Origin of the sequence: Cyanobium sp. Morenito 9A2 (assembly GCF_024345575.1) — a bacterium.
Classification (GTDB): domain Bacteria; phylum Cyanobacteriota; class Cyanobacteriia; order PCC-6307; family Cyanobiaceae; genus ATX-6F1.
Window position 1 is genome coordinate 1 of the sequence record NZ_JAGQBJ010000008.1, and the last position, 20,216, is coordinate 20,216.

Genomic DNA, 20,216 nt, shown 5'->3' on the forward strand with positions numbered 1-20,216 from the left:
TCTCGAATTCTTCCGCCAGCTCCTCGAGGGCCATCAGGTCCTGGACCTGACGGCCCAGGGTGATCTCCTGCTCGTGGCTGAGCAACGGCACCCGGCCGATGTCGCGCAGGTAGGAACGGACCAGATCTCCCTCGAGCGACGGGAGTTGGCGGGACGCCGGGGGGCGGGGGGCGGGACCGGCGGATGCGACGTTGGGCGCGGACGCTAGGGCGATGACCACAGCGATGCCTTGAAGTTGTGTAAAGCCTAACCTAAAGAACTGTGAAGGCTCTCTCAGGAAAGGTGGCGTCCCTGCCTGTTCTCCCCCGGGCCTGCCGGCTTCAACACTTCAGCCCAGCCTCTCCAGCAGCCAGGAAGCGGTGTGGAGGTAGATGAACACCCCGGCCACGTCGGTGGCGGTGGCGATGAACGGCGCCGACATCAGGGCCGGATCGAGACCGATGCGGTCAAACAGCAGCGGCAACGCCGCCCCGGCGGTGGCCGCCAAGGTGGTGATCGCCACCAGGCTGATCCCGGCCGCCCCAGCCACCACCCAACTGCCCGAAACGTGGGCCGACCAGGGCACCACCACCAGCACCATCAGCAACCCCAGCAGGGCTCCGGCCACCGCCTCACGCCAGATCGCCTTGCCCAGGCCCAGGCTCTGGATCCGCTGGGTGCTCAGGCCGCGGATCACCACGGTGGAACTCTGGGCGCCCACATTGCCGCCGGTGCCGATCAGCAGCGGAATGAAGGCCGCCAGCACCACCACCTTCTGCAACACATCCTGTTGGGAGGCGATCACCGCGGAGGTGCCCGTGTTGGCGACGAGCAAGACCAGCAGCCACACCACCCGCCGACGGGCCACGGTGAACAGGTTGCTCTGGAAGTAGTCGTCCTCATCGCCCGCCTGCACGGCACCGGCGGCGTAGAGGTCACGGGTGGCCTCCTGCTGGATCACATCGATGACGTCATCCACAGTGACGATCCCCACCAGCCGCTGCTCCCGGTCCACCACCGGCACGGCCAGAAAGTCGTAACGCTGGATCACCCGCGCCACCTCCTCCTGGTTGGTGTCGGTGGCAATGCTCACCACCTCCCGGGTCATCACATCGCCGACCCGGTCCTCGGGGTCAGCCACCACAAGATCCCTGAGCGAAAGGATGCCGGTGAGATGGCGTGAGGCGTCGGTGATGTAGAGGCTGTAGATCGTTTCGGTGTCGCGGGCACGGCGACGCACGATCGCCAGGGCTTGGGCGGCGCTGTGGAACTCCTTGAGGTCGATGAATTCGGTCGTCATCAGGCGGCCGGCAGTCTCCGCCTCGTAGCCCAGCAACTCAGCGGTGACCCGCCGTTCGGCAGGACTCAGCTCCGCCAGCAGCCGGCGCACCACCTTGGCGGGCAGTTCATCGAACAGGCGCACCCGGTCATCGGGTGACATCTCCTCCACCAGCTCCAGCACCTCACCGGAGCGCAGGCGCTCCAGGAGGGTCTGCTGCACCGCGGGCTCCAGATACTCGTAGACCTCAATCGCCTGATCCTTGGGCAGGAGACGGAAGGCCAGGGCCTGCATCGTGCGAGGCAGGGTGCCGATCGCCTCGGCCACATCCACCGGCTGCACAGGCTGCAACAGCAGCTTGACGCCGTCGTACTGGCCGGCCTCCAGCAGCCGTTGCAGCTGCTGGGCCACCAGTTCCGCCACATCGGCGCCGCCGGAACTGCGGCCTGAGCTGACGCCGGTTGCCTCGCTCATCGGCCAGAGGGTCAAGGCGGAGCAAGTTTATGGGGGAGGCCCGCCCTCAGGGCTGCAGCGCCGCGGCTAGCTTGCCGGGTACCCGCGAAGAGCCCATGGCGATCAATGTTTCGGATGTGGTGGTGAAGGCTGCCGATGGCAGCGAGCAGCGCCTTGGTGAGCGCGCCGGCAAGGTGCTGCTGATCGTCAACGTAGCCAGCCGCTGCGGCTTCACCAAGCAGTACGCCGGCCTGCAGAAACTCCAGGACACCTACGGCCCCCGGGGCCTGCAAGTGCTCGGCTTCCCCTGCAACGACTTCGGCGCCCAGGAGCCGGGCACCCTGCCGGAGATCCAGCAGTTCTGCTCCACCCGCTTTGGTGCCAGCTTCGAATTGTTCGAGAAGGTGCATGCTAAAGGCGATGCCACCGCCCCCTACGACACCCTCAACCAGGTCGAACCCGCGGGCGAGGTGGCCTGGAATTTCGAGAAGTTCCTGATCGGCAAGGACGGCAGCGTGCTCGGACGTTTCAAGAGCGCCGTGGACCCGGAGTCCGCGGAGCTCAGCGGCGCCATCGAGGCGGCCCTGGCGGCCTGATCCAGCTGCGGCTGGTGGCCTGCCCCAGGCCAGCGGCCAGCAAGCCCAGACCCAGGCTGGCCGCCACCAACAGCACAGCCGAGGGGCCATGGCCCTGCTGCTGCAGCCGCACCACATCCAGCATCCAGGAGCTGAAGGTGGTGAGGGAACCGCAGAAGCCGATTCCCAGCAGCAGCATCACGGCACTGGCTGGCTTCAGGGGCCCCACCAGGATTCCCAGCAGGAACGAACCGACCAGGTTCACCAGCAGATTGGCGCCGGCGCTGCCCCCCAGCACCGGCCCCAGCTGAACAACCGCCTGCCAGCGCAGCAGAGCTCCGGGCACCGCGCCCGCCCCCACCAGGGCCAGTTCCTTGAGATCGAAGCGCAGGGCGGCGTTCATGGCCCCCCCACGAGCAGGCCCAGTTCCAGGGCCAGCAGCCCCGCCAGCACCGACCCCAGCCCCAGGGCCAGCGCTTCGCGACGCTCGCCCCGCTGCAGGGCCTGCAACACCTCAACGATGAAGGTGGAGAAGGTGCTGAGGCTGCCGAGAAATCCCGTGGACAGGAGCAGCAGCAGGCGAGAGCTGCCGGGGCTGCGCTGATCGAGGGCCACCAGCAACCCCAGGGCAAAGCTGGCGCTCACGTTGACGGCGAAGGTGGCCCAGTGCTTGCGCGGGATCAGCGGCTGGAAGTGGTTGACCAGGCGAAAACGCAGCCAGGCCCCTGGGATCGCTCCAACGGCCACCAGCAAGGTGTCCCTCAAGGCAGCACCTGCCTCAACCCACCAGCCAGCCCCGCCGCGGGGTGCCAGGCGCGGAATCCGCCTGCACCTGGAGCCAGCGACGGCCGTTCGGGGCCACCCAGCTGCGCAGCAGCCGCAAAGGTTCGCCGGGCTGCAGGGCCACCAGGGCTGGGGCGTGGCGGCGGGGGGCGGAGCGCAGGGCGACGGAATCAGCCACCAGCAGCGGCTCGGCGGCCAGGCGCCGACGCACCGCCGGCTGACGACGCTCAGCCCCGCCAGCGGGCAGGGCCGCCGGTGCGATCAGGGCGAAACCCAGCACCCAGGCCCAGCGCCAATCCATCAGATGTCGAGTTGGGCGAAGTCCAGCTCGGCGCTGTGGGTCTCGATGAATTCCCGTCGGGGGGCCACCTTGTCGCCCATCAGGATCGTGAAGATTCGATCAGCTTCGGCCGCATCTTCAATTTCAACGCGTTTCATTGTGCGGGTCTCGGGATCCATGGTGGTTTCCCAGAGTTGCTTGGGCATCATTTCGCCAAGACCCTTGAAGCGCTGGATCGTGTAATTGGCTTTCTCGGGAAAAGCATCAAGGGTTTTCTTGAGATCCTGTTCGTTGTAGCAATAGGTGTGATTCTTGCCACGCTCGACCTTGTAGAGGGGCGGGCAGGCGATGTAGATGTAGCCGCCCTCCAACAGCATCCGCTGATAACGGAAAAAGAAGGTGAGAATCAGAGTGCGGATGTGGGCGCCGTCCACGTCCGCATCAGTCATGATCACGATCCGGTGGTAACGCAGGGCGGATTCATTGAAATCCTCGCCCTTGATGCCCAGACCCAGGCCCGTGATCAGAGCCTGAATCTCGGTGTTCTTGTAGATCTTGGCGTCATCGGTTTTCTCGATGTTGAGGATCTTGCCCCGCAGGGGCAGGATCGCCTGGAAGCGACGATCGCGACCCTGCTTGGCGGAGCCGCCGGCCGAGTCCCCTTCCACGATGTAGATTTCGGACTCCCGAGGGTCACGGGAGCTGCAGTCGGCCAGCTTGCCCGGCAGGGTGGAGCTCTCCAGCACCGACTTGCGGCGCACGAGTTCGCGGGCTCGGCGAGCCGCCTCGGCGGCGTTGAACGCCTGAATCGCCTTCTCCAGGATCAGATCGATCACCCCGGGGTTGAACTCCAGGTATTCGCTGAGGGCCTCGCCCACGAGGTTGTCGACGATGCCCCGCACCTCGGTGTTGCCGAGCTTGGTCTTGGTCTGACCTTCGAACTCGGGCTCGGGCACCTTGACCGAGAGCACGGCAGTGAGGCCTTCTCGGATGTTCTCGCCGGCGAGATTGCCTTCGGCCTCCTTGCGCTTGCCTCGCTTGCGGGCAAAGGTGTTGAGCGTGCGCGTGAGCACGGTTTTGAGACCCTCGATGTGGGTGCCACCATCGACGGTGCGGATGTTGTTGGCGAAACCAAGGATGCTGTCGGAGTAGGCATCGACACACCACTGCAGGGCCGCCTCCACCTGAACGCCGTCTTTCTCGGAATTCACATAGATGATGTCGGGATGCAGGGGATCCTTGTCTGTATTCATGTAGGCGACGTATTCCTTGATCCCGCCTTCGTACAGGTAGATCTCCTCATGGGCTTCCCCGCTTGGACTGCGGGCCGCCTCGCGCTCGTCGCGGAAGACGATCTTCACCCCGCCGTTGAGGTAGGCCAACTCCCGCAGCCTCCCGGAGAGAGTGTGGTAATCAAAGGCGATGCCGCCGCTGAAGATCTCGATGTCAGGCTTGAAGCTCACCGTGGTGCCGGTGCGGCCGCTGCTGTCGGGTTCTGAAACGAGGCTGCCGATCGGGACGCCGCGCTCGAAGCGCTGGTGGTGCACCTGCCCTTGGCGCCGGACCTCCACCTCCACCCATTCGCTCAGGGCGTTCACCACCGAAATCCCCACGCCGTGGAGGCCGCCGGAGACTTTGTAACCACCACTGCCGAACTTGCCCCCGGCATGGAGCACCGTCATCACCGTTTCCAGGGCCGACTTGCCGGTGCGGGAGTGCACATCAGTTGGGATGCCACGGCCGTTGTCGGAGACCGTCGCCGAGCCGTCTTCCCCCAGGTGGACAAGGATTTCGCTGCAGTGGCCCGCCAGGGCCTCATCCACGGAGTTGTCCACCACCTCATAAACGAGGTGGTGAAGACCCCGGGGCCCCGTGGTGCCGATGTACATGCCCGGCCGCTTGCGCACCGGCTCCAGGCCTTCCAGCACCTGGATCTGCTCGGCGCCGTAGGCGGCACTGACCTTGTTGGCTTCGCTCATTCCGTTGGATTGCGGCCAGGAAGGCGGTAGGAAGCGGAAAGACGCGACCTGGCAGGCTCAATCTACCACCGCCGCCCCAGAGCCCCGCCCAGGGGCCTCTCCGGCGCCGTTCAACCGGGGGTTCCAACCCCCCTTCTGCCCGCGCCCCTTGTCCGACCCCACGCTGCCCCTGGTGATCGCGCTGCTCGGGCCCACCGCCAGCGGCAAGACCGATCTGGCCATCGCACTGGCCGAACGGCTGGATCTGGCGGTGATCTCAGTGGATTCACGCCAGCTCTACACGGGCATGGACATCGGCACGGCCAAGCCCACCGAGGCCCAACGCCAGCAGGTGCCCCACCATCTCCTCGACCTGCGCCGACCCGATCAACCGATCAATCTCCAGGAATTCCGCGCCGAAGCCGAGGCGGTGATCGCCGCCGAGCACCGGCGCCGCGGAGTGGCGTTTCTGGTGGGCGGCAGCGGCCTCTACCTCAAGGCGATCAACCAGGGGCTCGTCCCCCCCGCGGTGCCGCCCCAGCCCCAGCTGAGGGCCCAGCTGGCGGCCCTGGGCCAGAGCCTCTGCCATCAATTGCTGCGCGCGGCCGATCCCGCCGCTGCCCAGCGCATCGCCCCCGCCGATGCGATCCGCACCCAGCGGGCCCTGGAGGTGATCTACGCCACTGGCCAGTCCCTCACGAGCCAACAGGGCCTGGTGCCGCCCCCCTGGCGGGTGCTGGAGCTCGGCCTGAACCCCGCTGATCTGATGGCGCGCATCGACCGGCGCAGCGCCCTGCTCTACGGGGGGGGCCTCGTGGCGGAAACGGCTGCGCTGCTGGAGTGCTACGGGACCGACTGCCCCCTCCTCGACACGATCGGCTACGGGGAAGCCAGGGCCCTACTGGCCGGGCGATTGGGGGAAGCCGAGGCGACCGCGCTCACCGCCCAACGCACCCGCCAGTTCGCCAAGCGCCAGCGCACCTGGTTTCGCCGCCAACACCAGCCGGTGTGGCTGACGACTCCCGATCTGCTCAACGAAGCGCTCAGAGCGATCGAGACCGTTCTAGGGTAAAACGTTCAAGGAACCCTCCAACCGTCCACTCGCCCTTCTGAATGCCACCTCGTCCCCGTTTTGACCGCCGGGCCCCTGTCCGGGAACTGCCCAACATCAACGACCGCATCAGCTATCCCCAACTGCGGGTGGTCGACGCCGACGGCAGCCAGCTCGGCGTGATCACCAGGGAAGCGGCCCTGGAGGTGGCTAAGGACCGGGAACTGGATCTGGTGCTGGTGAGCGAGAAGGCTGATCCACCGGTCTGCCGGATCATGGACTACGGCAAGTTCAAGTTCGAGCAGGAAAAGAAGGCCAAGGAGGCCAAGAAGAAGTCGCATCAGACCGAAGTCAAGGAGGTCAAGATGCGCTACAAGATCGACTCCCACGACTACCAGGTGCGCATCGGTCAGGCTGTCCGCTTCCTCAAGGACGGTGACAAGGTCAAGTGCACGGTGATCTTCCGGGGCCGTGAGATCCAGCACACGGCCTTGGCCGAGGTGTTGCTGTTCCGCATGGCCAAGGACCTCGAGGAGAACGCCGAGATCCAGCAGGAACCGAAGCGGGAGGGGCGCAACATGATCATGTTCCTCAGCCCCCGCAAAACCCCGCTCACGAAAGAGAAGGACGCCGCTGCCCTGGCCTCCAAAGCGGTGCGCACCCTCTGAGCAAGGCTCTGGCCCTCAGCCCTCGGCCGTGAGTTCGGAGGCGAACAGGTCCAGCATCCGTCGCCAGCCTTCAGTGGCGGCGGTGGGCTCATAGGCCCCTCTGGCGCTGCACATGTAGCCGTGGCCGGCACCAGGAGCGGTGATCAAGCGGTGGCGCTCCCCACTGGGATCCGCCGCTGCCAGGGCCGCCGCGATGGCGGCCCCATCGGCCGGGGGGATCAGGGGATCCTGATCGCCAAGAAAGCACCACAGGCGCCCCGCCACCTGATCAAGCAGCTCAAGGCTGGGGAGTCCACCGCCGGGCCGCCCCGAGGCCACTCCAGCGCCGTAGAAGTCGCAGGTGGCCGCCATACCTGGAAGGGTGGCGATCAGCAGGGCGGCGTGGCCGCCAAAGCAGAAACCCACACAGCCCAGGCCTGGCCAACCCTCAGCCGATCCAGGCGACCCAACCGTCACCAGCTGATTCTGCAGCCATTGAGCGGCGGCGGCCCCGTCGGCCAGCAACTGGGGAGTTGTGGTGAGGTCCTTGTGGCGACGCCCCTCCGCAAGGGAGGCCTCGCTGTAGTCCAGCTCCAAGTCTGGGGCCGTGCGGCCGAACAGGGGCAGAGCCAGGGCTCCATAGCCCTCCGATGCCAGGCGGCCCGCGACGCTGCGCACCCAGGGGTTGACCCCGAACACCTCCGGCAGCACCAAGACGCCGCCGCACAGAGGACCCTCCGCCGGCCGGGCCCACCAGCTGCGCAGGCGGGTGGCGGCCACCTGGGCAGCCTCCGCTACGGGGATCTCGATCCAGGAGCCGGCGACGGGACGGGAGGCGGGGATTTGGCTCATAAAACCGGGGCTGTGGAGAACGGAGGGGGGCGGTGACTGGCTCAACCGGCGCCCCTGGCACACCCTCGTATGCCAAAGGGGGAATTGTCACCAGCCCCAAAGCTCCGTAGGGTGGCCTGCGTCAGCCCTGGCCCACCCGGCGTGCGATTCCACATCCAGCAGGAAAGCGACATCCCGGCGTCAACCCAGCTGTACAACCAGATCTGCTTCGCGATCGCCGCCCGCCACTACCCGCCGGGGCACCGCCTGCCCAGCACGCGCCAGTTAGCGATGCAGACCGGCCTGCACCGCAACACGATCAGCAAGGTCTACCGGCAACTGGAAAACGACGGAGTCGTCGAAGCCATGGCCGGCTCAGGCATCTACGTGCGCGACCAGCAGAAGCCCCGGGAACTCAAGCCCCCCGCCGGGCTGCGCAGCAAGATCCGCCCTGACATCGACAAGGAGGTGCGCCAGTGCGTCGATGGCCTGCTGAACGCAGGCTGCACCCTGCAGCAGGCCCGGGAACTGCTCACACGCGAGATCGACTGGCGCCTGCGCTGCGGCGCCCGGGTGCTGGTGAGCACGCCGCGCGAGGACATCGGCGCCTCGATGCTGATCGCCGAGGAGCTCGCCCCCAACCTCGACGTGCCCGTGGAGGTGGTGCCGATGGAGGAGCTCGAGGCGGTGCTCGAGAGCTCCAACAACGGCACGGTGGTCACCAGCCGTTATTTCCTCCAGCCCGTGGAGGAGCTGGCCAAGCGCCACGGGGTGCGGGCCGTGGCGGTGGATCTCAATGACTTTCGCCAGGAGCTGGATCTGCTCAAGGAGCTGCGCTCGGGCAGCTGTGTGGGCCTGGTGAGCATCAGTCCCGGCATTCTGCGGGCGGCGGAGGTGATCCTGCACAGCATGCGCGGCAACGAGCTGCTGGTGATGACCGCCACGCCGGATGTGAACAGCCGCCTGCTGGCGCTGCTTCGGGCCGCCAGCCACGTGCTCTGCGATCGCCCCAGCCTCTCGCTGGTGGAGCAGACCCTGCGCCAGAACCGCTCCCAGCTGATGCGGCTGCCCCAACTGCACTGCGCCAAAAGCTATCTGGGCACGGCCACGATCGAGCTGCTACGCAAGGAGATCGGGCTCCAGGCCCCGTGAAGGAGCGCTTCCACAACCCTGGGTAGAATTATGATCGCTTCTACCCTCCACTGACGGGGGCGTAACATCAAGGTCTCAAGCTCCATGCCCTGGAGCTGGCCAGCCGCCGGTGCACCAACGTCACGAACACGGTGGGACAGGCCCTGGCGGCGGAACTGGAGCGGAGCAGTGAGCAGGATCCCTCGCGCCACCTGGCCACCCGCCTGGAGGCTGTCTGGCGCATCTGCGCTGACGCCCAGGCCGTGCCAATCAAGGATCCGCGGGGGCTGGGAGGCCCTCAACGCTGACCTCTACGACGAGCATGGGCTGCCGTGGTGATCGACACCTCAGTTCTGCTGGCCGTCCTGTTCCAGCAGCCCGGAGCCCCAGAACTGGAATGGACCCTGGTTGCGGCGGCACCCAAGCTCCTGATCTCAGCCGCCACTCGGCCGGAGGCCACCCTGGTGGCTGAAGGGCATCGCTTTGGCGCCAGCGGCGAGGCCATCGACAGCCTGATCGAGGCCTTGGCCATCGATGTGGTCCCCTTTGGAGACGACCAACTGGTGTGGGCGCTTCGGGGCTGGCGACAGTTCAGGAAGGGGCGACAACCTGCGGGGCTGAACCTGGGGGTCTGCTTCAGCTGCGGCCTGGCGATGGCACGGGACCTACCCCTGCTGTTCAAGGGCCATGATTTTGGCCAGACGGAAGTGAAGACAGCCGCACTGATCCTTTCCCCGGACCCCAGTGAGTCCTGACCCCACCGCAGGCCGCCTGCTGCAGGCCATCCGGGCCGATCTGGCCATTATCAAGGAACGGGATCCGGCCGCCCGCAGCAGGCTCGAAATCTTGCTCTGCTACCCAGGCTTCCATGCCTTGGTGATCCATCGCATCAGCCACCGGCTCTGGCGGATGGGGCTGCCGCTGCTGCCGCGGCTGGTGTCCCAGCTCGGGCGCACGCTCACGGGTGTGGAAATCCACCCCGGAGCTCGCATCGGCTCAGGGGTGTTCATCGACCACGGCATGGGCGTGGTAATCGGCGAAACCGCTGAGATCGGGAACCGCTGTCTGCTGTATCAGGGGGTGACCCTGGGGGGAACAGGAAAGGAACACGGAAAGCGCCACCCGACCCTGGCGGAGAACGTGGTGGTGGGCGCCGGCGCCAAGGTGCTCGGGGCCATCGAAGTGGGGCCCAACACCCGCATTGGTGCTGGCTCGGTGGTGTTGCGTGATGTGCCCGCCAACAGCACGGTGGTGGGGGTACCTGGACGAATCGTGCACCAGTCGGGAGTGCGCATCGACCCCCTGGCCCACTCCGCCCTACCCGACACTGAGGCCCAGGTGATCCGTAACCTGATGGAGCGGATCGATGCGCTTGAAGGTGAGCTGAACGAGCTGCGCAGCAGATCGAGCCTGGGCGAAGATCACCCGAAGGCCGGCAAGGCCCAGAACCTCAGGGATCGGGAAATTATGGAGTTCCTCGGGGATGAAGACTGTCCACCAGGTTGAACAGCTTCGTGGACGGGAATGGACAGAGCGTGTCGGGGGCCCTGCCGACCGGCAGTCTCCAGCTCAAGCCTCCACGGGCCGCGGGTCAAACATGAACATCGAATAGATCACGTTGCGCCGCATCCCGGTCATCATCTCGAGGAACATGTCGTAGCCCTCGTTCTTGTATTCGATCAAGGGGTCCTTCTGGCCATAGCCGCGCAGGCCCACCGATTCACGCAGAGCATCCATCGCCTGCAGGTGCTCCCGCCAAAGGGTGTCAATCTGCTGGAGGATGAAGAAGCGCTCCGCTTCGCGCATCAGCCCCGGCCGCCCCTGCTCAACCTGGGCTTCCTTGAGGTCATAAGCGTTTCGAAGTTGCTCCTGGAGGAAGGCTTTGAGCTCCTCCATCGAGAGCCCAAGGAGCTGCTCAGGTAGCAGATCCTCCAGCAGATAGACGAACTCCTTCACCTTGGCCACCAGCCGCTCAAGATCCCACTCCTCGGGCGGTAGATCGGGGTTCACATAAGCCTCAACGATGTCATCCATGGTGCGCTCGCCGTAGCCGATCACCTGCTTTTTGAGTTCACGTCCTTCCAAAACCCGCCGCCGCTCGGCATAAACGGCCTTGCGCTGATTGTTCATCACCTCGTCGTACTCGAACACCTGCTTACGAATGTCGTAGTAATACGTTTCGACCTTCTTCTGTGCCCCCTCCAAAGAGCGGGTGAGCATGTTCGATTCGATCGGCATGTCTTCTTCCACCCGGAAGGCATTCATCAGCCCCGCGACGCGCTCTCCACCGAAGATGCGCAACAGGTTGTCTTCCAGCGAGAGGAAGAAGCGTGTGCTGCCCGGGTCCCCCTGGCGACCGGCGCGACCCCGGAGCTGGTTGTCAACTCGGCGGGATTCGTGCCGCTCGGTGCCGATCACATGCAAGCCACCAGCGTCGCGCACGGTTGCCTCGTCACGCTTCACCACCGCGTCATACTCAGCCTTGACCACAGCGATCTGCTCGCGCAACTGCTGAATCTGGGGATCGTCAGTGGGGGCCTTCTCGGCCGCCTGGGCAATGCGGTCTTCGAGTTCAAGCACGCCGAGGGAGCGATCTCCCCAGGCCCCCACCAACCCACGGGCCAGAAGGCCCAGGTTTTGCTCGGTCCCCTCGCTGAGGGCGCAGGGGTAGAGGGTGCCAATCGCCCGGGCCTCACTCAGGGGTTTGGTGGTGACGGCCGTTCCGGGTGCAAAACCGGCGGCAGCTTCGCGCGGCAAAGGGATGGGGGGTCTGTGACCCTCCTCAGGCCGCACCAGGCGGGGCAGCAGAACCTCCCGGAGCTTGAGGCGGGCCATGTAGTCGGTGTTGCCCCCCAGGATGATGTCGGTGCCGCGGCCGGCCATGTTGGTGGCAATGGTCACGGCGCCGGCCCGGCCCGCCTGGGCAACGATCTCCGCCTCCCGCTCGACGTTCTCAGGCTTGGCGTTCAGCAGGTTGTGGGGGATCTCCTGCTCCATGAGCAGGGCGGACAGCACCTCGGATTTCTCGACACTGGTGGTGCCCACCAGCACAGGCCGACCGGCCCGGTGGTATTCGGCGGTCTCTGCCGCCACGGCCCGCCATTTGGCTGTCTCGTTCTTGTAGACCTGATCCACCAGATCGGTGCGCGAGCGCACGCGGTTGGTGGGCACCACCGTGACCTCGAGCTTGTAGGTCTTCTCAAACTCCACCTCCTCGGTCTTGGCGGTGCCGGTCATGCCAGCCAGGCGCGGATAGAGCAGGAAGAAGTTCTGATAGGTGATGCTGGCGAGGGTCTGGGTTTCGGGCTGGATCGGCAGGTCCTCCTTCGATTCGATCGCCTGATGCTGACCGTCGCTCCAACGGCGGCCCGGCATCACCCGTCCGGTGAACTCATCAACAATCACAGCGTCCTGATCGCGCACGATATAATTGACATCTCTGACGAACAGTTCTTTGGCCTTCAGCGCATTGGTGATGAAATGCGCCCAAGGGTCGGCGGGGTCGAACAGGTCAGTCACACCCAGGAGCTGCTCGGCCTTGGCATAGCCCTCATCGGTGAGGGTCACGTTGCGCTGCTTCTCATCGACCTCGTAGTCGCCCTCAGGGTCAATGCCGTCCTTGGTCATGCCCTCAGCACGCTCCAGCTGGGCGGCCACCTCCGTGGCCCGGCGGTACTTCTCCTGCGGCCGCTCCACCTGACCAGAAATGATCAGGGGCGTGCGCGCTTCATCGATCAGGATCGAATCGACCTCGTCAATGACGCAGTAGTGAAACTCCCGCTGTACCACCTCGGCGATGTCGTTCGCCATGTTGTCGCGGAGATAGTCGAAGCCAAGCTCGCTGTTGGTGGCGTAGGTGATGTCGCAGGCGTAGTTGCGCCGACGCTCCGCCGGGGCCATGTCCTGCTGGATCAGGCCCACCGAAAGCCCCAGGAAGCGATGCACCTGCCCCATCCACTCGGCATCCCGGCGGGCGAGGTAGTCGTTCACCGTGACCACATGCACCCCCTTGCCGGTGAGGGCGTTGAGGTAAGCGGGGAGGGTGGCCACCAGGGTCTTCCCTTCGCCGGTCTTCATCTCGGCGATCTGGCCCTCGTGCAGCACCATGCCGCCCAGCAGTTGCACGTCAAAGTGGCGCATGCCCAGCACGCGCTTGCCGGCCTCACGCACCACGGCAAAGGCTTCGGGGAGAAGTTCATCGAGCAACTGCCGCTGCCGCACGGGCGTTTCGGCCTTGGCCAGGGCGTCCCGGAAGGAGGCGGTTTTTGAGCGCAGCTCATCGTCCGAGAGTGGAGCGACGTCCTCCTCCAACAGGTTGATGTCGGAAACCAGGGGCTGGAAGCGCTTCAGCTTGCGGGCGTTGGGGTCCCCCAGCAGCAGCTTGAGCATGGAAAGTGGGCCAGCCGGATGGGTCACCCTATCACCGCAGGGGCAGGGGCCGAGGGGCAAAAGCAAGCTGTTGCAGGGGTTCTCAGCCAAGATGCAGCTCCAGATCCAGGAGCCTCCAGCCCCCTGAGCACCGGAGGCGAAGATTCTCCTGTCCGACTGATTGGCCAGCCCCTTGAGCTCGCCCAGCCCCACCGTTGAAGCCCCCAGGGGCGAGGTCTATCGGCTGATCAGCCACGGCCCCCTGGCCCTGCGGCTGCGCTGGCGTCTGGGGGCCCTCCAGGCCTTGCTGGATCAGCACAGCTTCTGGGCGTCCAGCCGCAGCCGGGGCGAACTGGCACGGATGCTGGGCCGTAGCCAGGCCACCGTAAGCGCCTGGCATGGCAGCACGCTGGTGGGTTTCGGACGCGCCACCAGCGACGGGGTGTTCCGCGCCGTGCTGTGGGACGTGGTGGTGGCCAGGGAGCAGCAGGGCGAAGGCCTGGGCCGAGGCATCGTCGAGGCGCTGCTGGACAGCCCAGCAGTGGCCAGGGCCGAGCGCGTCTACCTGATGACCACCAACAGTGCAGGCTTCTACAGCAGGCTTGGGTTCAGCCCCGACCACGGCCAGGAACTGCTGATGAGAGCCCGCGAGGGCCGTTGAAAAAAGCGGATGAAGAGATTCGAACTCTCGACCCTCTCCTTGGCAAGGAGATGCTCTACCACTGAGCTACATCCGCGCAGGACTTGGAAAGCTCCTGTCTGCCGTCCAGCGACGGCCGCTAGAGCATGGACCACGGGGGGGGCCTTCGTCAATTCGCTCCCAACGGATCAAGTCGGAGACCCTGGGAATCCTTGAGACAGCAGGGGCGAGACAGTCCTGGCCCAAGCCCCGGCGGTCGCCTGACCAGGCCTGCCCTCAGCGGGGGTCCCAGGGGACCAGCTTGAGAGGAGGGAGCCTGGCGGGGACCCCGCTCAAGACTCGCCCCCGTGGGAGAAGGACGACCCCTGAAGCCGGATCAGAAGACGTCCCCCGGCCATGGTTGGCGGAAAGAACAAACTAAGCCCGACAGGGAAGCGGCCCGAGCGCCGAGGCCACCTCTCACCCCCCGGGGAGGAGATCGCGAGGCGTCCCGCAGAACGGGCAGGCGTGGATCAAAGCCAAGCCGAATCCGAGCGAACTACGCTCCGTGGAAGCGATCTGGGCCCCATCTGCGAACGCGACGGCTCCGGTGCGCAAGGGTGCGAGGGACGCTAACGACAGCGAGGGTGCTGAGAGCTCCCCCAAAGACGACGTCCCGATATCTGCCTCGGAAGGACGACTCCGGCGGGAGTCTCGCGCGCAGCGGTGATGGAGGCTGCTCGTGTGATCGCAGGCGGGAGCGCTCGAAAAACCGCCACCTCGCGCCTCCGCTGCGGTCGACCAGGCATGCGGAAGTCCATGGCAGAAGTTCAGCCACCCTGGCGCTGCGCGTATTTGACAAGAACGCAGGCATCCAAACTGTTGACGCTCAGGGCCCTGCGGGACGCTGTCAGGCAAGCCATGGCTCAATGCTATCGTTCAAAAACTGTGTGCTACCAACCTGAAGTTTGAGCACGATCAAAAGCAGGCTCAGCCGACTTCTTCGCAGGTTCTCCCGCAAGGCAAGAGAATCTCTCAAGCTTTCGGATTCGCCATCTACAACATCAACGCCTCCTGCCCATGATGTCCGGCCCTATCTAAAACATCCTGATCCAGAATCTTGTCTCCGTGTGGCCACCAACACGATGGAGAAAATTTTCTATGGTCACAAGGGCCGGCAATCCCACAAGTGGCACCACTATCTTGAGGTCTACGATCTGCACCTGAAACGCTTTCGCAACACACCCGTTCGCATCTTGGAGATCGGCGTGCAGACGGGAGGCTCGCTCCAGTTGTGGCGTAAATACTTTGGCCCTACCGCAGTTGTGTTTGGCGTCGACATCGACCCCGCCTGTCAAACCTTTGATGATCAAGATGCCAAAGTCCGCATCGGCTCCCAGGCCGATGCCTCATTTCTTCGCTCCGTTGTAGCAGAGATGGGCGGCCTGGATATTGTTGTAGACGATGGCAGCCACGTAGCCTCTGATCAACAAATCAGCTTTGAAACCCTCTTCCCACAGCTGTCCAACGGAGGCGTCTATGTCTGCGAAGATCTACAAGCATCCTACTGGGACATCTTCCACAATGGAGGCTATAAACGACCAGGCACATTCATTGAGCTAGCCAAACAACTGGTGGATGACATTCATGAATGGTACCATGATACTCCGCCAGAAGTTGTCAACAATGCCGCCTCACTCATCCATGCCATCTGCTTCTACGAAGGCATGGCCGTAATCGAGAAACGCTCTCGTCCACGCAGCTATTACTGTGGCATGCCACCGGTGGTTTCTGCCACGTGAGCTCCGGGATGGCGTCAACGCTGGTTCAGTATCAACAACCATGGCCAGCATCTACCTCATCAAGTCAGCAAATGGCCAATTTACCCGTGAGTTTAAGCGAGTCAACAACCGGTAGCAAGCCGTTGCCAGTGGCACGGTCAACACCCGCCGCAGCAGCAGATACTGACTGCTCAGGGAGCAGCCGAATCTGTCAGTGCGCCTGAGCCATGTTGCGACACCACCCAAGATCACGACGGTGCTCTCCTCGGCGCGCGCTAACGGAATAAGATGCTCCATCCAACCGTTGGAACACCTCTGAGAACGCTAACCGTTATCAGCTACCTGCACCAGCGATGCCATGGATGAACTCAGCAACTACCAAGAAAATGTAACTTCGCAGAATGGCGAAGATGGAATACTACGCGAAATCTTTCGACGCATCGGTGTGCGATCCAAGTTGTGCATAGAGTTTGGTGCATGGGACGGCATTCATCTCAGCAACACCTGGGAGCTATGGCACCAGCAGGGCTGGAGTGCCTTGCTGATCGAAGGGGATCGAGGGCGCCACGAAGCCCTGGCCGCTTCACTGTCAGAGCACCCCAGGGCCAAGGCACTGCTGGCCTACGTCAACGATGCAGGCCCCAACAGCCTTGACAGCTTGCTGGCCCAATCGTGTCTTGCCGAGGCAGGCATTGATCTGCTCTCCATCGACATTGATGGCGATGACTATCACGTTTGGCAATCACTGAAGAACTACAGACCACGGGTGGTTGTGATTGAATACAATCCTTCCATTCCTCCAGAACTCGAACTGGTGCAGAAGAAGGGAGAATACTTCGGCGCTTCGGCAGGCGCCCTGCTGAAACTCGCCCACGAGAAAGAATACCTGTTAGCCGCCTGCACAGCAACCAACTGTCTTTTCATTTGCAAGGAAGACTTCGAGAAACTTCAGATCATAGAGCTTGTCATCCATCAGGCATTTGATCGAAGTCAACTCACCTACGCCATCAACGCATACGACGGGCAAATGTTTCTGACACGGTGCCCGATTTTTTCTCACTCTCTCCCAGAGGCCACGGCTACCCATTGGTGGCGACTCCTCCTCAATAACCTGCTGGGTCGAGAAGAAACCCCGTCATCTCCTGTCCAGGGAATTACTCCAGTCTCAGTAACAGCCAAAGCTCTTACTGCCAAGCATTCACTGCCGAGCCGAATCTCCAGTGCCCTGAAGATGCGTACCGGTAGGTTGATCACATCTTTACCACCGTACCGTGCCTATGAACGCTGTGCGGACCTGGTACGCACGCGAATGGAAGAAGAATCCGATATTCGTCACTGGCGACAGGCCGGAAAGCCACTACCACCTCCCCATGCCTTCAAGCAACGTCTTCTATCCAGCTACTCACGCAAACACAAACTCAGGTCCCTGGTTGAAACAGGAACGTATCTTGGAGACATGGTCCATGCCATGCGTCGGCACTTCCAAACCATCATCTCGGTTGAACTCAGCCCAGAACTCTGCGAAAAATCGAGACTACGTTTTGCAGCTTATCCACATATCACAATACTCCAAGGTGACAGTGGCAAAATTCTTCCGATTATTCTAAGCCAACTGCAGCACCCAACATTATTCTGGCTCGATGGTCATTACTCAGCAGGAATCACAGCTCGTGGCTCGGAAGAAACACCCGTATCCGCAGAGATAGGAGCCATCCTTGATCATGACATCAAGGGTCACGTCATCTTGATTGACGACGCTCGCAATTTTGACGGCACACATGATTATCCAACTTATGAATCACTAAGAAGTTCAATTCTTCTTCGCAAGCCAATGGCAATCATAAGTTGCAAAGAGGATATCATTCGAGTCGTTCTGTAGGCCGCAGCGTGACACTTCCTGCGGTTTCTGTCCTGCTTCCAGTATATAATTGTGAGCGGTATATAGGAGCCGCAATCGAGAGCATTCTCCAGCAGTCTTTCACAGACTTTGAATTCCTGATTGTGGATGACGGATCAATAGACAACACACCGGCCATCCTTGCCACCTACACCGATGATCGAATTCGTCTCTTCCGCCATGCCAATCGGGGGCTTGCAGCTACGCTCAATTTTGGCATCTCGCAATCCAGAGGCCGCTACGTTGCCCGTCAAGACCAAGACGATCTTTCCCTGCCGCATCGCCTTGAACGCCAAGTCGCCCACCTTGATGCACATTCGGAATGTGTACTGCTTGGCTCCTGGGCTCAGATCATCGAGATCGATCAACTCAGCAAACGTTTTCATCGCCACCCCACACACAATGCAGAGCTGAAGTACGGATTGTTGTTCAACAATCCCTTCGTCCACAGCTCGGTCATACTGCGCCGCTCTGCAGTGTTAGCCGCAGGTGGATATAGCACTGACCCACAGAGACAGCCCCCCGAGGATTATGAGCTTTGGTCTCGCTTGGCGCGAAGACATGAAATTGCCAATCTTGGAGAAGTGTTGCTGCACTACCGTGAGGTCCCCGGAAGCATGTCTCGCACAGGCATCTCACCCTTTCTCAGCAATGTGGTCAGCTTTAGTTCCGAAAACATCAGCGCCGCTTCAGGAGTGTCCGCCGACGACCAAGACCTGGTCGCAATTTCGAAACTAACGCACGGAATCCCTTTAAACCAAAAATACAAACCAAACTTTGAGCGTATGAAATCATTGCTCTTTCAAGCGATCGATTCATTTGCCCTAGGGGAGGAGAGAACTCCGTTAAAGCATGACGCCATCGAACGCATTAACTCGCTCAAAGCGACCTGGTCTCTGAGTAAAGTTGGCCTATGGCCCTTGCTGCGCCACCAGGGTTTCCTGCGCTCAGCCGCGAAGAGACTGTGGACTCTGCGCCCGCGATCGATTCGAATCAAATGAAGACAATCATCATAGGAGGTGCTGGTTTCATCGGCAGAAGTCTGTGTGACGTGCTGATCCAAATGGGTCGCGAGGTCACCGTGGTTGGCAGGCGGTCTGCAGACTCTCTATCAGATCCACCCGGCTGTACCTACATCAGCGCTGACATCGGCAACCGCTCGCAGCTGCGTTCGTTGCTCGAGCCCGGATGTGAGCTGATCGATCTGGCCTACGCCACGGTGCCGAAGACGAGTTACGGCGATCCCATCTTCGATCTGCTCTCCAATCTTCCCGCCAGTGTCGGGCTGTTGCAGGAGGCCATGACAGTGGGCATCAGGCGATTACTTCTGGTCTCGTCGGGTGGCACCGTCTATGGACCATGCAAAAGTCTTCCAATGACCGAGAGCCACCCTACGGCTCCTGTAAGCCCCTACGGCATCACCAAACTCACCATTGATCACTACGCGATGATGTTTCATCACACCATGGACCTGCCTGTGGTGATTGTTCGCCCTGGCAATGCCTACGGACCTCGCCAAAAGGCTGGTACAGGTCAAGGCTTCATTGCAGCAGCCATCGATTCATTGCTCGAGGGAAGAGCAATCGACCTCTACGGGGAAAAGGGTACCTTGCGTGACTACATCCACGTACATGACGTGGCAGTAGGAATGGCTGCCGCCCTCGACTCGGGCCACACTGGTGCCATCTACAACGTCGGCACGGGTGTGGGGAGCTCCAATTTGGATATCATCGATGCCATCCGTCCCCACGCCCTCAACAGCGGCATCTCCGTTGAGATTCGTGAGCTTGCATTTCGCCGCTTTGACGTAGCGGCCAACATTCTGGACAGCAGAAAACTGCAGCAAGATACGGGCTGGCAGCCCCAGGTCTCATTGGACAACGGCATAGCTGAGATGTGGCGATCCGCCTGCCACAATCGAAGGGCAGGCGGCCAGCACTCCTGAGTCCATTCGCAAGCCATGGATCGTCTAACTCGTATCGTCCATCTGCGGGGTGTCAGATCAGTGCATGAGAACGCCAACCGATCAACCGGAGAAGCGGTGGCATCCCCACAAGATCCCAGCTCCCAGCTCAGCGGAGGCACGAGTGAGGTGGATCCGACGGGACACCCAATGCGTTCACCATGGAGAAGCGCTGTGCGCTCTCCGCGGCTCATCCATTACTCCTGTAGGCAATGATGCAGTTAACAACGACCGTTGCTCACCGGGAACATACAGTCTTGTTCGACTGGGGATCCAGCAATGGCTAATCAGGAAGCAACCGCCTCATTGGAAACGACTGCACGATGGAGGCATTTCCAGGATCTGCTCCGCCGGCGATCTCCTGTTGATGTCGATCCGTTTAGCATCCCTGTGAACAGCATGGCTGGATGATGCAGTGCCAGACAATGCCAGTTGACTTCGAGGCAGCTTAACAATGACATCAGCATAGCCATCCAAAACGAAGAACAAACTGCAACTAGCTTAGCTTTTAGTGATTATGATTAGAGGCATGAGCGCACTTCATAGCAATTGTAGTGTAGTCTCTTCGTAGTCCCAAGCCAAGTATCCTTGCGAACATTGCTTTGTACCCGTCAGCGGAAT

At 62.5% G+C, this 20,216-nt stretch carries 19 protein-coding genes and 1 tRNA gene; 11 read left to right on the top strand and 9 right to left on the bottom strand.

All coding sequences use genetic code 11. The annotated features are described in order from the left end of the window. Both KBY88_RS10455 and mgtE read right to left on the bottom strand, forming a co-directional pair. The coding region (locus KBY88_RS10455; RefSeq protein WP_396103002.1) for a sigma-70 factor domain-containing protein at positions 1-226 on the bottom strand (226 nt) is incomplete at its 3' end. Positions 227-328: 102 nt separating this feature from the next. Further along, positions 329-1,732 carry a magnesium transporter gene (mgtE, locus tag KBY88_RS10460; RefSeq protein ID WP_254939880.1) on the bottom strand — a complete coding sequence of 468 codons (1,404 nt, stop codon included), beginning with the start codon at positions 1,730-1,732 and terminating at the stop codon, positions 329-331. Positions 1,733-1,827: 95 nt separating this feature from the next. Here mgtE and KBY88_RS10465 point away from each other — a divergent pair, with 95 nt between their 5' ends. Continuing rightward, positions 1,828-2,307, top strand: coding sequence for a glutathione peroxidase (locus KBY88_RS10465; protein ID WP_254939881.1), 480 nt, complete (start codon positions 1,828-1,830; stop codon positions 2,305-2,307). On the opposite strand, the gene KBY88_RS10470 is transcribed toward KBY88_RS10465, so the two are convergent. Genes KBY88_RS10470 through gyrB form a run of 4 tightly spaced genes read right to left on the bottom strand, consistent with a single transcriptional unit; the run spans position 2,273 to position 5,328 of the window. Then, positions 2,273-2,689 (bottom strand): FluC/FEX family fluoride channel, encoded by a 417-nt coding sequence (locus KBY88_RS10470; RefSeq protein WP_254939882.1) that lies wholly within the window; start codon positions 2,687-2,689, stop codon positions 2,273-2,275. The two genes, KBY88_RS10465 and KBY88_RS10470, sit on opposite strands and share 35 nt — an antisense overlap. Next, the gene (locus KBY88_RS10475) at positions 2,686-3,051 is read right to left on the bottom strand and encodes a FluC/FEX family fluoride channel (protein ID WP_254939883.1); all 366 of its coding nucleotides are present in this window, start codon (positions 3,049-3,051) and stop codon (positions 2,686-2,688) included. Before KBY88_RS10475 ends, KBY88_RS10470 begins: the two co-directional genes overlap by 4 nt. A gap of 13 nt (positions 3,052-3,064) precedes the next feature. After that, positions 3,065-3,370: an SH3 domain-containing protein gene (locus KBY88_RS10480; protein ID WP_254939884.1), complete on the bottom strand. Its 306-nt coding sequence runs from the start codon at positions 3,368-3,370 to the stop codon at positions 3,065-3,067. After that, positions 3,370-5,328 carry a DNA topoisomerase (ATP-hydrolyzing) subunit B gene (gene gyrB / locus KBY88_RS10485; RefSeq protein WP_254939885.1) on the bottom strand — a complete coding sequence of 653 codons (1,959 nt, stop codon included), beginning with the start codon at positions 5,326-5,328 and terminating at the stop codon, positions 3,370-3,372. Before gyrB ends, KBY88_RS10480 begins: the two co-directional genes overlap by 1 nt. 148 nt (positions 5,329-5,476) lie before the next feature. On the opposite strand from gyrB, the gene miaA reads away from it, so the two are divergent. Together miaA and infC are read left to right on the top strand one after the other, a co-directional pair. Further along, positions 5,477-6,379 (top strand): tRNA (adenosine(37)-N6)-dimethylallyltransferase MiaA, encoded by a 903-nt coding sequence (gene miaA, locus KBY88_RS10490; RefSeq protein WP_254939886.1) that lies wholly within the window; start codon positions 5,477-5,479, stop codon positions 6,377-6,379. Between the two features lie 41 nt (positions 6,380-6,420). Then, positions 6,421-7,026, top strand: a complete 606-nt coding sequence (gene infC / locus KBY88_RS10495; RefSeq protein WP_254939887.1) for a translation initiation factor IF-3 — start codon at positions 6,421-6,423, stop codon at positions 7,024-7,026. A gap of 15 nt (positions 7,027-7,041) precedes the next feature. Here the strand turns inward: infC and KBY88_RS10500 are convergent, their stop codons facing one another. Next, positions 7,042-7,857 (bottom strand): dienelactone hydrolase family protein, encoded by an 816-nt coding sequence (locus KBY88_RS10500; RefSeq protein WP_254939888.1) that lies wholly within the window; start codon positions 7,855-7,857, stop codon positions 7,042-7,044. 141 nt (positions 7,858-7,998) lie between these two features. On the opposite strand from KBY88_RS10500, the gene plmA reads away from it, so the two are divergent. From plmA to cysE, 3 genes are all read left to right on the top strand, one after another. After that, positions 7,999-8,988 carry a transcriptional regulator PlmA gene (plmA, locus tag KBY88_RS10505; protein WP_254939889.1) on the top strand — a complete coding sequence of 330 codons (990 nt, stop codon included), beginning with the start codon at positions 7,999-8,001 and terminating at the stop codon, positions 8,986-8,988. 314 nt (positions 8,989-9,302) lie between these two features. Continuing rightward, a complete protein-coding gene (locus tag KBY88_RS10510; protein WP_254939890.1) occupies positions 9,303-9,722 on the top strand; it encodes a type II toxin-antitoxin system VapC family toxin in 420 nt (139 codons plus the stop codon). 16 nt (positions 9,723-9,738) lie between these two features. Next, positions 9,739-10,473, top strand: a complete 735-nt coding sequence (cysE, locus tag KBY88_RS10515) for a serine O-acetyltransferase (RefSeq protein ID WP_254940002.1) — start codon at positions 9,739-9,741, stop codon at positions 10,471-10,473. Positions 10,474-10,536: 63 nt separating this feature from the next. On the opposite strand, the gene secA is transcribed toward cysE, so the two are convergent. Then, positions 10,537-13,356: a preprotein translocase subunit SecA gene (gene secA / locus KBY88_RS10520; RefSeq protein WP_254939891.1), complete on the bottom strand. Its 2,820-nt coding sequence runs from the start codon at positions 13,354-13,356 to the stop codon at positions 10,537-10,539. 172 nt (positions 13,357-13,528) lie between these two features. Between secA and KBY88_RS10525 the strand changes: the two genes are divergently transcribed. Continuing rightward, a complete protein-coding gene (locus tag KBY88_RS10525; protein ID WP_254939892.1) occupies positions 13,529-13,996 on the top strand; it encodes a GNAT family N-acetyltransferase in 468 nt (155 codons plus the stop codon). Between the two features lie 4 nt (positions 13,997-14,000). On the opposite strand, the gene KBY88_RS10530 is transcribed toward KBY88_RS10525, so the two are convergent. Beyond that, positions 14,001-14,072: transfer RNA gene (locus tag KBY88_RS10530), tRNA-Gly, on the bottom strand. Positions 14,073-15,084: 1,012 nt separating this feature from the next. Between KBY88_RS10530 and KBY88_RS10535 the strand changes: the two genes are divergently transcribed. The 4 genes from KBY88_RS10535 to KBY88_RS10550 all read left to right on the top strand — a co-directional run bounded on the left by KBY88_RS10535 (position 15,085) and on the right by KBY88_RS10550 (position 19,577). Continuing rightward, positions 15,085-15,756 (top strand): class I SAM-dependent methyltransferase, encoded by a 672-nt coding sequence (locus KBY88_RS10535; RefSeq protein ID WP_254939893.1) that lies wholly within the window; start codon positions 15,085-15,087, stop codon positions 15,754-15,756. Positions 15,757-16,093: 337 nt separating this feature from the next. Further along, positions 16,094-17,614: a class I SAM-dependent methyltransferase gene (locus tag KBY88_RS10540; RefSeq protein ID WP_254939894.1), complete on the top strand. Its 1,521-nt coding sequence runs from the start codon at positions 16,094-16,096 to the stop codon at positions 17,612-17,614. 8 nt (positions 17,615-17,622) lie between these two features. Further along, positions 17,623-18,633: a glycosyltransferase family 2 protein gene (locus KBY88_RS10545; protein WP_254939895.1), complete on the top strand. Its 1,011-nt coding sequence runs from the start codon at positions 17,623-17,625 to the stop codon at positions 18,631-18,633. After that, positions 18,630-19,577 carry an NAD-dependent epimerase/dehydratase family protein gene (locus KBY88_RS10550; RefSeq protein WP_254939896.1) on the top strand — a complete coding sequence of 316 codons (948 nt, stop codon included), beginning with the start codon at positions 18,630-18,632 and terminating at the stop codon, positions 19,575-19,577. The genes KBY88_RS10545 and KBY88_RS10550 overlap by 4 nt, the downstream gene beginning before the upstream one ends. Positions 19,578-20,216: the final 639 nt, after the last annotated feature.